The organism is Paenibacillus hubeiensis, from assembly GCF_032334105.1.
Classification (GTDB): domain Bacteria; phylum Bacillota; class Bacilli; order Paenibacillales; family Paenibacillaceae; genus Paenibacillus; species Paenibacillus hubeiensis.
This window is the reverse complement of sequence record NZ_JAVYAE020000022.1, coordinates 1-14,438: the sequence shown is the minus strand read 5'-3', so window position 1 is coordinate 14,438 and position 14,438 is coordinate 1. Positions and strand designations below refer to the sequence as shown.

The following is a 14,438-nucleotide window of genomic DNA, read 5'->3' as shown; positions in this document are numbered from 1 at the left end:
GGGCGGGGGCACGCAATGACAAGTCAGGAAAAAGGGTTGTGGACGGCGGTAGTTGTCTTGACGCTCGGCATGGTGGTGATGGGGACCATGATGGTTATGCAGGGCCTCAGGCCACAACGCGAAGACGCGGATGCATCCGGCGAGAACGGACGGGGAGATGGCAATGTCATTGCAACAATCAATGGGGAAGTGATTACCGACAAGGAATGGACGGATGCGCTGAAGCGACGTTACGGAAACGAATTGCTGATTCAGATGTTGAATCGCAAAGCGGTGTATGCCGAAGCGCTCAACCGAAATCTGACGGTAACCCCTCGTGAAATTAGCCGGGAACTTAACGCGGCGATGGAAGGATACGACTCGGTGCAGGCGTATTTTGACGAGATGCAGTCCCAACTGGGCCTGACCAAAGAAGAACTGGAATTAGAGGCAGGCTACAAGCTGCTGCTGGAAAAGATCGCAACGATCGGCATCCAGGTGAGGGAATCGGACATTGAGGACTACCGGAGCAAACATGAGGAAGATTTCGTGACACCCGAGAAATACGATCTATCTCTTATCGTGGTCAAGGACAGGCAATATGCCGAGGATTTGGTGGATGCATTGAAAAAGGGCACCGACTTTGGAGAAACCGCGCGAACGGAATCGATCGACAGTTACTCGCGCGACTCCGGCGGGCGATTGGGTTGGATCGAACGAACGGATCCCTTTCAGCCTGAAGCGATCATGAACCGGGCCGAGCATATGCAAAAAGGCGAAATCGCAGGTCCCATTCCGGTGGAAGAAGGGTATGCGATCCTCAAAATGAATGACCGAAAAGAAAAAGAAGTTCCTTCGGACGAGGAGATCGTTGAAGAGATTCGCATGCAGCTCGCATTAAGTCAGGCAGATCCCCTTTCCGAAGTGGAAGAGAGACTGCGCGACAAATACGAAGCGGTCATCATTGCCGAAATTCCGGCTTCGTAAAAACCCGATTGTTCCCTCTTTGCAGCCTGCCGACAGCATTGTGATAAATAGACTCTTTTTGTGGGCCCAAATGCCCATGGAAAGAGTATTTTTTTTGGCACTCATATTGACAATAAGGTGTAACGTTGATAAGATGAAAATAGCAATACCTACTTTTTTACTCGGATTAAACATGATTTGTGCTTATATACTTTTTGAAAAGAAACCTTCGGAGACCTGGCCTGCCAATGCGTTGTCGTTGACAGGATGAATATGAAGCAAGGGGTTTCCGCGGTTCTTCTATACAGCAACCAGAGGCTGGTTCAGCCGCAGAAGGGTCCCGCAGGACCAAGATTTACTCATCCAACCTAAGGAGGGCATTCATATGGCTAAAGTCGTTAATAACGTAACAGAATTGATCGGGGGAACTCCTCTTGTGCGTTTGAACCGCATCGTTCCGGAGGGCAGTGCCGAAGTATTCGTGAAACTGGAGTACCAAAACCCTGGCTCCAGCGTTAAAGACCGCATTGCCGTTAGCATCGTGGAAGAAGCGGAAAAGGAAGGCAAGCTGAAGCCGGGCGACACCATTATTGAAGCAACCAGCGGGAACACCGGGATCGGTTTGGCCATGGTTGCCGCAGCCAAAGGTTACAAGGCAGTGATCGTCATGCCTGAAACGATGAGTTTGGAGCGCCGCAACCTGCTGCGCGCATACGGAGCCGAACTGGTGCTGACGCCAGGGTCCGAGGGCATGAACGGGGCCGTTAAGAAGGCGGAAGAACTGCAGAAAGCCAATCCGACATACTTCATGGCAGAACAATTCAAGAATGAAGCGAACGTAAAAATTCACCGTGAAACGACAGGTCCGGAAATCGTGGAGGCCATCGAATCCATCGGAGGCACATTGGATGCATTCGTTGCGGGCATCGGTACGGGAGGAACGATTACGGGTGCAGGCGAAGTGCTTAAAGAAGCGTTCCCATCGGTGAAAGTATACGCGGTTGAACCGGCAGCATCTCCAATTCTTGCCGGCGGCAAACCGGGACCACATAAAATCCAAGGAATTGGCGCGAACTTTATTCCTGAAATCCTTAACCAAGAAGTGTATGACGAGATCATTCACATCGAGAACGATGATGCATTCGAAACTGCCCGCCAGGTGGCCAAGGAAGAGGGCATCCTTTCCGGTATTTCCTCCGGTGCGGCCATTCGTGCCGGCTTGCAGGTAGCCAAGCAGCTTGGGGCAGGCAAACGCGTTGTCGTGATCGTGCCAAGTAACGGTGAACGTTACCTCAGTACGCCATTGTACAACTTCGAAGCTTAATTTTATGAGCTGGATCGATCCTCCATGCCCGTGTATCGGGTGTGGGGGATTTTTTGTCTGGATGCTTTTAAAAGGGTCGGCGCTTTAGTATACTATCAAACAATAGAACTTGCGACAGATGGAGGGCGGCAAACCGCGATGACAGAGCTGATGACAACATACGCCGATTGGATGGAGTGGGCCGTTCAGGACTGGACGATGCTGCCTTATATCATTCGGTCGGACGGTGGCACGAAGCATGGCGGTTTGCCGCCGACGTGGGCTGAAGCGTGGCAGCAGGCCGCTCCTCATGCCATGGTTTTGGAGAACGGCAAGGGTGGACGCTATACGTTTGTGGGACTGCACCCGGTATCGGTGATTTCGGGAAAAGGAAGCGAAGCCGTAATCGAGGAGCTGGCCAGTGGAGAGCGGCGAAATGATCAGGGTAAGCCGCTGGAGGTTCTGCAGCGTTGGGCACAGCCCTATCGCGCTCCCCGAGTAGAGGGAGTACCCGGCTTCGCTGGCGGATGTGCAGGCTATCTAAGTTATGACGTGGCCCGCTCGCTGGAGAAACTGCCTGCACTAGCGAAGGATGATCCGGCATTGCCGGATTACTGGTGGATGCGTTTCGAAGAGTTGTGGGCCTACGATCATGAGTCTGGTGCGCTTTATTGCATGATCCATGTGCCGGCGCCTTTACAGCCGGAAGCGAATGACAGCGGCCTTCGCGCTGCGTTTGAAAAGGCGGAAGGCCGTGCAAAAGCGATGCAGCGACAGTGGTCGCAGATGATGGATGCGGCGAAGTCGGACGAGCAGCAGCGGATTTTGGATCAACGCAGGCAGCGGTGGGCCGTGCAGCAGAACGAACCGGCGGACGCGGAAACGGAAGGTTGGCAAACCCCGTTTCCGCGGCAGGATTTCGAAAATGCGGTACAGCGGGTGCAGGAGTACATCAGGCAGGGCGACGTATTTCAGGTGAATCTGTCCCTGCGTCAACAAAAAGGATTGCAGTCTTCGGCTGAAGATATCTATGAATGGCTGCGGATCGTCAACCCGTCTCCATACATGGGCCTGCTGCGCAGTCCGGAATTTCAACTCGTCTGCGGATCGCCTGAGCTGCTCGTCAAGGTCGATCAGGGCAAGGTAAGCGCACGTCCTATTGCGGGAACAAGGCGAAGGGGCCGGGACCAGGCTGAGGACGAGGCGATGGCTGCGGAGCTGTTGAACAGCGAAAAGGAACGGGCCGAGCACATTATGCTGGTCGATCTGGAACGAAACGATATCGGCCGGATTGCCGCTTACGGTTCGGTGCGTGTTCCGGAGTTGATGACGATCGAGAGATATTCGCACGTCATGCATCTTGTCTCCCAAGTGGAGGGAATGCTGGCCGAGGGATTATCGGTGTACGATGTCATCGCAGCCACATTTCCTGGAGGCACCATTACCGGCGCGCCGAAGGTGCGAACGATGGAAATCATCGAGGAGCTGGAGCCTGTTCGCCGCGGGCCCTACACGGGCTCGATTGGCTGGATAGACTTCAGTGGAAACATGGAATTGAATATTGTCATCCGGACGCTTGCCGTCAAGGATGGCGTGGGTTACGTCCAGGCCGGGGCGGGCATCGTGATCGATTCCGACCCTTACCGAGAATACAGAGAGTGCCGCAACAAAGCCAGAGCGATGATTAAAGCCGTGAAGCACAGTGAAGAAGAGATTCAGAGCAGAGCATTGGTGGAACATACCGATTCCACAGAGAAGCAGTCCGGGCAGGCTGAGCCGGTCCGGGCCCAATAAGAGAGCCGTCTTCAAGCAGGACGGAAGAGGAGGAGCACGAGCGATGATCCTGGTTATCGATAATTATGATTCTTTTACCTACAACTTGGTTCAATATTTGGGCGAATTGGGGGAAACCGTCGAAGTAAGACGCAATGACGAGATTGATCTGGAAGGCATTGAGACACTCGCCCCGGATCACATTTTGATCTCTCCCGGCCCTTGTACGCCGAATGAAGCGGGAATCAGCTTGGCCGTTATTGAACATTTCAAAGGCCGCATCCCGATCTTTGGCGTATGCCTGGGCCATCAATCCATCGGACAGGCGTTTGGCGGCAATGTCATTCGCGCAGAGCGCATGATGCATGGCAAAACGTCGGAGATGTTCCATAACGGCACGTCCGTGTTTGCCGGATTGCCATCTCCGTTTACGGCAACGCGTTATCATTCCTTGATCGTTGAGCGCAGCAGTTTGCCGGATTGTTTGGAAATCACGGCAGAAACCGCCGAAGGCGAAATTATGGGCCTGCGTCATAAGGAATATGCGATCGAAGGTGTACAGTTCCATCCGGAGTCGATCATTACGGATCATGGGCACCAAATGCTGCGTAATTTCCTGGCAGGTCAGGTCAAGGCATAGGCGATGAAATATGCCGCATTGAATGGAAAAGTCGTTCCCATGGCAGTAGCCGTGGTTCCGGTAACGGATCACGGCTTTTTGTACGGGCTGGGACTCTTCGAGACGTTCAGGACCTATCGGGGCGTGCCTTTCCTGCTGGAACGTCATCTGGAGCGGATGGCGGCCGGTTGCCGGGAGTTGGGCATCCCCTTCCATGTGACTGCGCCCGAGGTGGAGAGCTGGATTGGGGAGTTGATGCAGGCGAACGGATTGGAAGAGGCATATGTACGCTATACCGTTTCAGCCGGGGAGGCGCCGCTCGGTTTGCCTTCATCCGATTACGGAACGCCGAATCATATCGTCCTGGCCAAGGCACTGCCGCCCGCATCGTCTGAATTGCACGAACGCGGCAAAATGCTGCAATGCCTGAAGCTGCCCCGCAACACCCCGGAAGGGGCCGTGCGGCTGAAATCGCTGCATTACATGAACAGCATTCTAGCCAAACGCGAGCTGAATGGATATGGCGAGGCGGCTCATGGCGCGGAAGGCCTTCAGCTGACCAGGGAGGGCTATGTGGCGGAAGGCATCGTGAGCAACGTATTTTGGATAAGATCGGGTGTCCTGTATACGCCGTCCATCCATACGGGCATACTGCCTGGCATCACCCGTGGAATGGTGTTGGAATTGGCGGGCGGGCAGAACATACCTTGCGAAGAAGGTTTGTATGCATGGGACAGCCTGCTGGAGGCGGATGAGATTTTCCTGACAGGCTCCGTGGCCGAATTGGTCCCCGTGACTTCGCTGCGTGATCCGATGGGTGAAGTCCGAATCATCAGCGACGGAAGAATAGGTCCAATTACAGCCGGGCTTCTTCATAAGTACCGAGAGAAAGCGGGGTTAAATTCATGACGCTTGCACCAATCATATATGAACGAGATTATGCATGGGGGCCGGCCGGGCTAAAGCTCGGGGAACGGACGCTTATTATGGGCATTCTCAATGTTACGCCCGATTCGTTTTCGGATGGAGGGCGTTACAACAATGTGGAGCGCGCCGTCACTCATGCGCTTCAGATGATGGAGGACGGCGCCGATTTGATCGACATCGGCGGAGAGTCGACGCGTCCCGGCTCACAGGTCGTGACCGCCGAGGAAGAGATGAGCCGGATCGTTCCGGTGATCGAGGCGCTGCGCCGGGAAGCTCCGCATATTCCCATTTCGGTGGATACCTACAAGGCAGGCGTTGCCCGTGAAGCCATCCTTGCCGGAGCTCACATCATTAACGACGTGTGGGGGGCGAAAGCTGATCCGGATATGGCCCGCACGGCTGCAGAGCTGGGATGTCCCATCATTCTAATGCACAATCGGCAGGCGCGCGACTACACCGATTATGTGCCTGACGTCGTCCGCGACCTCCAGGAGAGCGTACGGATCGCAAAGGAGGCGAGCGTAAAAGAAAACCAAATCTGGCTGGACCCAGGTATCGGATTCGCAAAGGACCTGAACGAGAATTTGACGCTGATGTCTGCGCTTGGGGAATTGAACGAGCTGGGATATCCCGTTCTGCTCGCCACATCGCGCAAGCGGTTCATTCAGACCACGCTCGGCGTGGAGCCGGGCGATGCGGTGGAAGGCACGGCGGCAACGGTTGCCTTCGGCATCGCCCAAGGCTGCCAGATGGTTCGCGTCCATGACGTGAAGCCGATTCGGCGCACGGTGGACATGTGTGACGCCATGTTATACGCTTCTCCGGGCTTGCGGAGAAGATGAAACGGCGGTCTGCCTGGACGCGTCCGGAGGAAGCGCAGCGTTTTTGGGAAAGAGGAGAAGGTTGCTAACGGAATGCGTTTGATGAGTTTGGCGGACTGCATAAAGGTTGAAGGAGGATGAAATGATGGACCGGATGGTTTTGCATCGAATGGAGTATTACGGGTATCATGGCGTGTTTGAGGAAGAACGGAAACTTGGGCAGCGCTATTACATAGACCTGGAGCTGGATATGGACTTGGGGGAAGCCGGGCGTACGGACGACCTGACCAAAACGATAAATTACGCGGAAATCCACGAGCTCGTGAAGGGCATCGTCGAGAATACGTCATTCCAGTTAATTGAAGCATTGGGTGAACATATTGCATCTTCATTACTGGACACTTATACTAGTATCATTGCACTTACAGTCAAGGTGACGAAGCCGCATCCGCCGTTCGATATTCATTTTGGCGGCGTGACCGTGGAGCTTCGGCGCACAAGAAAGTGAGAACGGATATGAATGCACATTCGACCTCTGAATTTTCAGAGGCTTATATTGCTTTAGGGGCTAATTTGGGGGATCGCGAGCAGACGCTGCTTGAGGCGCTAAATTTGCTTGACGAACACCCGCAGATCAAGGTTCTTCGGGGTTCTGCGCTCTATGAGACGGAGCCGGTAGGCTACGTGGATCAGCCCGCTTTTCTGAATATGGCGGCAGCGCTCCAAACGAGCCTTCAGCCTGAGCAGTTGCTTACTGCGATGCTGGAGATCGAGAATCGGCTTGGCCGGGTTCGGGATGTTCGCTGGGGCCCTCGCACCGTTGATCTGGACCTGCTTTGGGTAAATGGGGAGACAAGGGATACGGAATTGCTGCAGCTGCCGCACCCGCGAATGGGTGAGCGGGCATTTGTGCTGGTTCCGTTGTCCGACATCGTGTCCGAAGGGGAGACTACAGGTTTGTACGACGTTGTACACGCATCGTTGTCTGCGCTGGATGGAAAGGGTGGAATTCGGCTTTGGAAAACATGCAACTGGCCAATCGCATCCGGGCATTCCGGAAGTTGAGAGGTTTGACGCAGCAGGAGCTTGCTGCAAAAACCGGCATATCGCTGGCTGTTCTGGGCACGATTGAGCGGGGCAACCGCGTGGTGACGGAAAAGGAGTTGGCACGGATCGTTGAAACGCTTGGGGTCAGCGCCAGCGAGCTTCAAGGGCAATAGATCGTATCTTCAGTTTGAATGACAGCTTGACGTTCGACATACAATGTTCAATTTTGACTGCGGGTCTTCTGAGGGATGCCTGCAAAATGAAGGAGAGTGGGACAAGGGATGCTGAAAATAGGCAATATTGAAATGAAAAATCAGGTCGTGCTGGCGCCTATGGCCGGTGTCTGCAATCCGGCTTTTCGTTTGATCGCCAAAGAATTCGGAACAGGACTCGTTTGCGCCGAGATGGTCAGCGACAAAGCGATCGTTCACGGCAACAAGCGCACGCGCCAGATGCTGTTCGTGGATGAGCGGGAGAAGCCGCTCAGCCTGCAAATTGTCGGAGGCGACCGCCAATCGCTCGTAGAGGCTGCCAAAGTAGTCGATAAGGAAACCAATGCAGACATCATTGACATCAACATGGGATGCCCGGTACCCAAAATAACGAAATGCGATGCAGGGGCACGCTGGCTGCTGAATCCGGACAAAATCTACGAGATGGTATCTGCCGTAGTTGATGCTGTTGAGAAGCCGGTCACGGTCAAAATGCGTATTGGCTGGGACAGTGAGCATATCTATGTGGTCGAAAATGCCCTTGCCGTAGAACGTGCTGGAGGACAGGCAGTGAGCGTGCATGGTCGTACCCGGGAGCAGCTGTATACGGGAACAGCCGATTGGTCCCACATCAAAAACGTGAAAGAAGCCGTGTCCATTCCGGTCATCGGCAATGGGGACGTAGCTACTCCGGAGGATGCGCGGCGCATGCTGGATGAAACGGGTTGCGACGGCGTCATGATCGGCCGTGCTGCACTCGGCAATCCATGGATGCTGTATCGTACCATTCAATATTTAAGCTCCGGGGAGCTGCTGCCTGATCCGGAAGCCGAAGAAAAAATCCGCGTGGCTATCCTGCATATGGATCGTCTCGTTGCCCTTAAGGGCGAAGTGGTCGCTGTACGCGAGATGCGCAAACATTTGGCGTGGTATCTGAAAGGGCTCAAAGGATCCGCACGTATCAAGGACGTTATTATGGAAGGAACGAAACGTGACGAAATGGTGCATATTTTGGAGAATTTCGTAAGTCAACTGCATCAAGAGGGGCCATCTGACGCTGAACGTGCCGTTGCTGAAAATGCATCCTAAGACGACGTTGTAAAACGTTTACAGCCATATGGGGAGTGACATTGACTTTTCGATGTCGTTCCCCTATAATTTCTCAGTATAAATTCGCCAATGTGTGTCATAAGGCTTAGTGCATCAGGGGAAACGTTCTGTTTCTCCGGAGAACTTCATATAGTTTTCAAGATATATGCGGGCGGGGCTTTTGAAAGACATCATGGGTTCCGTTGCCGTGCAATCAAATTATTCCCATGACAGGAGAATCGGTTGAGATGAGCGATAAGGAAGTTATCCTTACACAAGAGGGACTCAAGAAACTGGAAGAAGAACTGGAGACGCTGAAGTCTGTCAAGCGCCGTGAGGTGGCTGAGCGGATCAAGGTAGCCATCGGTTATGGCGATATCAGCGAGAACTCCGAATACGAAGATGCGAAGAATGAGCAGGCGTTCATCGAAGGCCGCATCATTACGCTGGAGAAAATGCTCCGCAACGCGCGCATCATCAACAATGACGAGATCGATACCGACGCTGTAAGCGTAGGCGCAACGGTAATCGTTGAGGATTTGGAATTTGGCGACACCATGGAGTATACCATCGTAGGTACGGCTGAATCCGATCCTTTGCAGAACAAAATCTCGAACGAAAGCCCTGTCGGAAAAGCGATTTTGGGCAAGAAAAAAGGTACGGTGGTTGACGTAAACGTGCCTGCAGGCGTTATTCAATATAAAATTGTAGATATTAAGAAGTAATATAATCAATGAAGCAGTCGGGAAATGAGGCAAAAGCTTCCTTAGGGGAGCTTTTTTCAACATGTCCGGCATGCATAAACATTGATGTACACTTGCATCCTGATACTGCAACATAAACTTCCGACAACCGTGGTCTGCCTTTTGCGGGAAACCATCGATGAACGATGTTCCCGGCATGAGAGGAAGCGCAGATTCGCCTTTGTCTGCAATGTAAATAAGGAGATGAATATAGATCATGACGGATGAAGTCTTGAATCAGGAAACCGAACTTAGCGAGCTTTTGCAAATTCGCCGCGACAAGCTGGACGAGCTCCGCAATCTGGGAATCGACCCGTTTGGCAAAAAGTACGTACGTACCGAGGAAGCCGGTTCTATTCTGAAGAAGTACAATGAACTGACGAAGGAAGAGCTCGAGGAAAAGCAAATCGAAGTCAGTATTGCCGGACGGATTATGGCGAAGCGGGGAATGGGTAAAGCGAGCTTTGCGCATATTCAGGACCTGAGCGGCAAAATCCAGATTTATGTTCGTCAAGACTCGGTGGAAGAGTCGAAATTTGCTGCATTCAGCCTGCTTGATCTCGGAGATATCGTCGGTGTTAGCGGTGTGGTCTTCAAGACCAAAACCGGTGAAACGTCTGTCAAAGTTAAAGATTTGGAAGTATTGTCGAAATCGCTCTACCCACTGCCGGATAAATATCATGGTCTCACAGATGTGGAGCTGCGTTATCGTCAGCGCTATGTGGACCTGATTACGAACCCTGAAGTACAACAAACATTCATTACACGTTCCAAAATCATTCAGTCGATGCGCCGTTACCTGGATTCCCTCGGCTATCTCGAGGTGGAAACCCCTACGTTGCATACTATCGCTGGTGGTGCCGCTGCGCGTCCGTTCATCACGCATCATAATGCGCTGGACATGGAATTGTACATGCGGATCGCAATTGAGCTTCATCTGAAACGTCTGATCGTAGGCGGATTGGAGAAAGTGTATGAAATCGGTCGTGTTTACCGGAATGAAGGGATGTCGACACGTCATAACCCTGAGTTCACGATGATCGAGCTGTATGAGGCATATGCCGATTATAAAGACATCATGCGTCTGACTGAAAATTTGGTTGCTCATATCGCCCAAGAAGTGCTTGGCACGCAGGTCATCCAGTACGGAGACCATCAGGTGGATCTGACGCCTCAATGGCGCCGTGTGACCATGGTGGATGCAGTCAAAGAAGTCGTTGGTGTAGACTTCTCCGTGCACATGTCGGATGAGGAGGCTCATCGTCTGGCCAAAGAACATAAGGTTCCGGTTGAACCGCATATGACTTTCGGTCACATCCTGAATGCGTTCTTCGAGCAATTCGTAGAAGAGACGCTGATTCAGCCGACGTTTATTATGGGACATCCGCTTGAGATCTCTCCACTGGCAAAGAAAAGTGATGTAGACCCGCGTTTTACAGACCGTTTCGAATTGTTCATCGTCGGTCGCGAGCATGCCAATGCCTTTACGGAGCTGAACGATCCGATCGACCAACGTCAACGGTTCGAAGCGCAGCTGCTGGAGAAAGAGCACGGAAACGACGAAGCGCATGAAATGGATGACGACTTCATCCGTGCGTTGGAATACGGCATGCCGCCGACAGGTGGACTGGGGATCGGCATTGATCGTCTCATCATGCTGTTGACCAACTCGCCTTCCATTCGCGATGTTCTGCTGTTCCCTCATATGCGTCCGCGTACGCAAGACTAGGAGTTGTACTGCAAGAGTCAAAGTATCGAGAGTCGGCGTTCTGCGAATAACGGCTGCGGTTAATAATAAGGGACGCATCCAGCGTTCATAATAGAAGAGGAACCTGCTGTTCGGCATTACCGCTGGCGCAAGTTCCTCTTTAGATTTAATATGCGGTTTTTATTATGTTTTAGAAGAGGTGCCCTTTATGAAGTTCAAGCTTCATTTAGCCAAAATCCTGTCTCCTCCGTTAATCCTGGTAGGTGGATTTTTATTGATCATAACCATCGGTACCATTCTGCTTATGATGCCTTTTGCCAATCAGAGCGGAGTACATCTGCCATTGATCGATGCGCTGTTTACCGCGACCTCAGCTGCTTGCGTTACAGGGTTGGTCGTGGTGGATGTGGGTACGACGTTCAATCTGTTCGGCCAGATCGTTATTATGGTATTAATGCAGCTGGGCGGACTGGGATTCATGACACTTGCAACCTTGTTTGCGCTTGTGGTGGGTAAGCGGATTTCCCTGAAGGACAGGCTGCTGCTTAAAGAGGCCATTAACGCCGACAGCATGGAAGGCATCGTGCGCATCATCCGCAAGGTGCTGATATTTTCGTTTACCATTGAGGGGATTGCTGCAGTGATATTGGCTCTTCGATGGGCGCTTGAAATGCCCTTTGGCCAAGCGGTTTATTACGGAATTTTCCACTCCGTATCTTTATTCAACAACGGTGGCTTCGACCTGTTCGGGAACAGTTTTCAATATTTTACGGGAGACTGGTTGTTCAACATTACTGCATCCGTTCTCGTCGTTTCCGGCGGACTGGGGTTTGTGGTGCTTAATGATCTGTTCGAGTATCGTAAAAAACGGCGTTTGTCTCTGCAATCGAAGCTGGTATTATCCGTCTCGGGTTCGTTAATCGGTATCGGTGCGCTTGTATTGTTCATTTTTGAGTTCACCAATCCCCATACGCTTGCTTCGCTTACATGGGACGAAAAGATCTATGCTTCCTTCTTCCAGTCCGTTTCGACGCGTTCTTCGGGTACAAGCACCATTGATATTACCGAAATGCGGCAGGCTACGCAGTTTTTCTTCATACTGCTGATGTTTATCGGGGCCTCGCCGGGCTCCACCGGGGGCGGCATCAAAACAACGACGTTCCTGATCATGATCGGGGCAGTGTATGCCATGATTCGAGGGAATCGGGATATCGTGTTTTTCCGGCATCGCGTACCCAAGGAGCTGTTGATGCGTGCATTAACCATCATTATGGTCTCGTTGATTATCTTTATGATCGTTGTTATGCTTCTCCTCACGACAGAAGATGCGCCGTTTCTTGCATTGATGTTTGAAGCAGCTTCGGCGATCGGAACGGTAGGACTATCAGTAGGGGTGACCCCGGAGCTTAGCGATTGGGGAAAAATCATTATCTCCCTTACCATGTTCATCGGCCGGATCGGCCCGTTAACGATTGCGTATGCATTACGCCCTCGCAAGGAGAAGAGATTGTACCGCCATCCGGAAGGGCGGATCATTATCGGATAAACCAAATAACCGCAAAACCCGCCGAATTTCATCCAGGCATCAGCTCGGGTGAAATGTCGAATCGGGTTTTGCGGTTTTTTTTGTTTTCAGGGTCTGGTTTCGTCTGTATTACGGTTTACCGCATAGAGAGGATAGATGCAGCTCAACGATGTCCTCCAACAGTTGGGGTTCCATCTGCTCGGGATTCAATATGGCATGAACGGCAAGGCCGTCAATCAATGCGTATAAACGTTCCGTTTCCAGTTGTTCCTGCATATCGGGTTTGGCCAACCCGAGCTTGATTAAATACTGAATGACGGAGGAAGCGGTATAACGCAATTCTCCATATACCTGGTCTGCTAGCGATTTCAGCGCCGGATCTGTCTTGGATTTGGCCGTAAAAGCATACCACACCTCCATTTCGGCCATGTTCTCTTCCGTCGTCGGCAATACCTCAAGCAGCAGCCTCTTTGCATTTTCCAATGGCGGGCCGTTAAGGTCCAGCCTTTTAATGCGTTCGTGTACACGCTCCGAGACCAAGGTCATTGCATATAACAACAATTCGGACTGAGTGGAAAAATAGTGACGCATGGAGCCGGGCGAGATGCCGGCCTCTTCGGCAATTTTGCGAACAGAGGCTTGTTCCATGCCATCCCTTCGTATGACGCGCCATGCTGCCTCGGCTACGAGCAAGCGTTGTTTGTCGTGATCTACAATTTTAGGCATATACGAATTATATCACTATTGATTAATATAATACAATTGTGTTAAATTGTTTTCAGTACACTTGTATTATAAAAAAAGGGGGGAGATAGAACGGTGATTGCCTATTTTATCATTGGGTGCGAGATTGCATTCTGGATTTTTGTGATAGCCGGTTTGAGTGTGCGATATTTGCTTGGAATGAAAAGGGTGGGTATGGGATTGCTCGCGGCAACTCCGGTGGTGGATCTGTTGTTGCTTATAGCTACCGTCATTGATTTACAACGAGGGGCAACGGCAAGTCTGGTACACGGCATAGCAGCCATATACATCGGGGTGAGCATTGCTTATGGGCATCAGATGATCTCTTGGGCTGATCGATATTTTCAATTTTGGTTTAAAGGAGGAAGCCATCCTCGGGAGATGAAGCGATACGGCAAAGATCATGCCAGCCATGAGCGGAAAGGATGGTTGCGGCATGCAGTCGCTTGGTGTATCGGAAGTGGATTCCTGTATATCATGATTTGGTGGATTGGTGACCCTGAGAGAACAAAAGCATTTTCGGACTTGGTTCAAATATGGGGAATCATTCTGGTTATCGACTTTGTGATCAGTTTCAGTTACACATTGTGGCCAAAGAAAGAGCCTTTGAAGAAGGTAAACTAGGTGGAGTGAGAAGGGTGCGCATGTGGGGAGCTGAAGGCATGTGCGCCTGAATTTGTTTGGTTCAGTTCAGTGTGCATGCTCATGATTTTGAGAGGGAGATGCATTATATCCATTTTAATTAGGTCGCCAGAGTTATAGATCCAATAAGGATGAACACATTTTAAAAAAAACACTTGCATTATATTTATGTACATGGTATATTCTTATTCCGGCCAAGAAAACACCGAGAAACACGGTGCGGCAAGCAAAGCAATAAGCTTCGAAAAAAGAAACTTAAAAAATGCTTGCAAAGTTGGTTCGGATGTGATAAGATATAAGAGTTGCTAAGGACAACAACTTAGTAACGAAAACGAAGTTT

Annotated in this window: 15 protein-coding genes; 14 read left to right on the top strand and 1 reads right to left on the bottom strand. The window is 51.5% G+C overall.

The features are described from left to right. Positions 1 to 15 precede the first annotated feature (15 nt). The 13 genes from RSX24_RS30100 to RSX24_RS30040 all read left to right on the top strand — a co-directional run bounded on the left by RSX24_RS30100 (position 16) and on the right by RSX24_RS30040 (position 12,733). The gene (locus RSX24_RS30100; RefSeq protein ID WP_343262693.1) at positions 16 to 966 is read left to right on the top strand and encodes a peptidylprolyl isomerase; all 951 of its coding nucleotides are present in this window, start codon (positions 16 to 18) and stop codon (positions 964 to 966) included. A 364-nt stretch (positions 967 to 1,330) separates the two neighbouring features. Then, a complete protein-coding gene (cysK, locus tag RSX24_RS30095; RefSeq protein ID WP_236421315.1) occupies positions 1,331 to 2,269 on the top strand; it encodes a cysteine synthase A in 939 nt (312 codons plus the stop codon). Between the two features lie 138 nt (positions 2,270 to 2,407). Next, complete coding sequence (locus RSX24_RS30090) at positions 2,408 to 4,042, top strand: anthranilate synthase component I family protein (protein WP_343262692.1); 1,635 nt, start codon at positions 2,408 to 2,410, stop codon at positions 4,040 to 4,042. A 43-nt stretch (positions 4,043 to 4,085) separates the two neighbouring features. Then, positions 4,086 to 4,661 (top strand): aminodeoxychorismate/anthranilate synthase component II, encoded by a 576-nt coding sequence (gene pabA / locus RSX24_RS30085; RefSeq protein ID WP_236421313.1) that lies wholly within the window; start codon positions 4,086 to 4,088, stop codon positions 4,659 to 4,661. A gap of 3 nt (positions 4,662 to 4,664) precedes the next feature. After that, entirely contained in the window at positions 4,665 to 5,549 is an 885-nt protein-coding gene (locus RSX24_RS30080; RefSeq protein ID WP_343262691.1) for an aminotransferase class IV, read from the top strand. Further along, complete coding sequence (gene folP / locus RSX24_RS30075; RefSeq protein WP_339275481.1) at positions 5,546 to 6,409, top strand: dihydropteroate synthase; 864 nt, start codon at positions 5,546 to 5,548, stop codon at positions 6,407 to 6,409. The genes RSX24_RS30080 and folP overlap by 4 nt, the downstream gene beginning before the upstream one ends. Positions 6,410 to 6,533: 124 nt before the next feature. Beyond that, positions 6,534 to 6,896 carry a dihydroneopterin aldolase gene (gene folB, locus RSX24_RS30070; RefSeq protein WP_236421310.1) on the top strand — a complete coding sequence of 121 codons (363 nt, stop codon included), beginning with the start codon at positions 6,534 to 6,536 and terminating at the stop codon, positions 6,894 to 6,896. Positions 6,897 to 6,904: 8 nt separating this feature from the next. Beyond that, positions 6,905 to 7,453, top strand: a complete 549-nt coding sequence (gene folK, locus RSX24_RS30065) for a 2-amino-4-hydroxy-6-hydroxymethyldihydropteridine diphosphokinase (RefSeq protein ID WP_236421309.1) — start codon at positions 6,905 to 6,907, stop codon at positions 7,451 to 7,453. Continuing rightward, the gene (locus tag RSX24_RS30060; RefSeq protein ID WP_236421308.1) at positions 7,405 to 7,608 is read left to right on the top strand and encodes a helix-turn-helix domain-containing protein; all 204 of its coding nucleotides are present in this window, start codon (positions 7,405 to 7,407) and stop codon (positions 7,606 to 7,608) included. The genes folK and RSX24_RS30060 overlap by 49 nt, the downstream gene beginning before the upstream one ends. 108 nt (positions 7,609 to 7,716) lie before the next feature. Next, positions 7,717 to 8,736, top strand: a complete 1,020-nt coding sequence (dusB, locus tag RSX24_RS30055) for a tRNA dihydrouridine synthase DusB (protein WP_343262690.1) — start codon at positions 7,717 to 7,719, stop codon at positions 8,734 to 8,736. Between the two features lie 248 nt (positions 8,737 to 8,984). Next, the gene (gene greA, locus RSX24_RS30050; RefSeq protein WP_236421306.1) at positions 8,985 to 9,461 is read left to right on the top strand and encodes a transcription elongation factor GreA; all 477 of its coding nucleotides are present in this window, start codon (positions 8,985 to 8,987) and stop codon (positions 9,459 to 9,461) included. 235 nt (positions 9,462 to 9,696) lie between these two features. Further along, a complete protein-coding gene (lysS, locus tag RSX24_RS30045) occupies positions 9,697 to 11,208 on the top strand; it encodes a lysine--tRNA ligase (protein WP_236421305.1) in 1,512 nt (503 codons plus the stop codon). A gap of 187 nt (positions 11,209 to 11,395) precedes the next feature. Further along, positions 11,396 to 12,733, top strand: coding sequence for a TrkH family potassium uptake protein (locus RSX24_RS30040; RefSeq protein ID WP_236421304.1), 1,338 nt, complete (start codon positions 11,396 to 11,398; stop codon positions 12,731 to 12,733). Between the two features lie 108 nt (positions 12,734 to 12,841). On the opposite strand, the gene RSX24_RS30035 is transcribed toward RSX24_RS30040, so the two are convergent. Continuing rightward, positions 12,842 to 13,438, bottom strand: a complete 597-nt coding sequence (locus RSX24_RS30035) for a TetR/AcrR family transcriptional regulator (protein WP_343262689.1) — start codon at positions 13,436 to 13,438, stop codon at positions 12,842 to 12,844. Between the two features lie 93 nt (positions 13,439 to 13,531). Between RSX24_RS30035 and RSX24_RS30030 the strand changes: the two genes are divergently transcribed. Beyond that, positions 13,532 to 14,080, top strand: a complete 549-nt coding sequence (locus RSX24_RS30030) for a hypothetical protein (protein WP_236421302.1) — start codon at positions 13,532 to 13,534, stop codon at positions 14,078 to 14,080. Positions 14,081 to 14,438 lie beyond the last annotated feature (358 nt).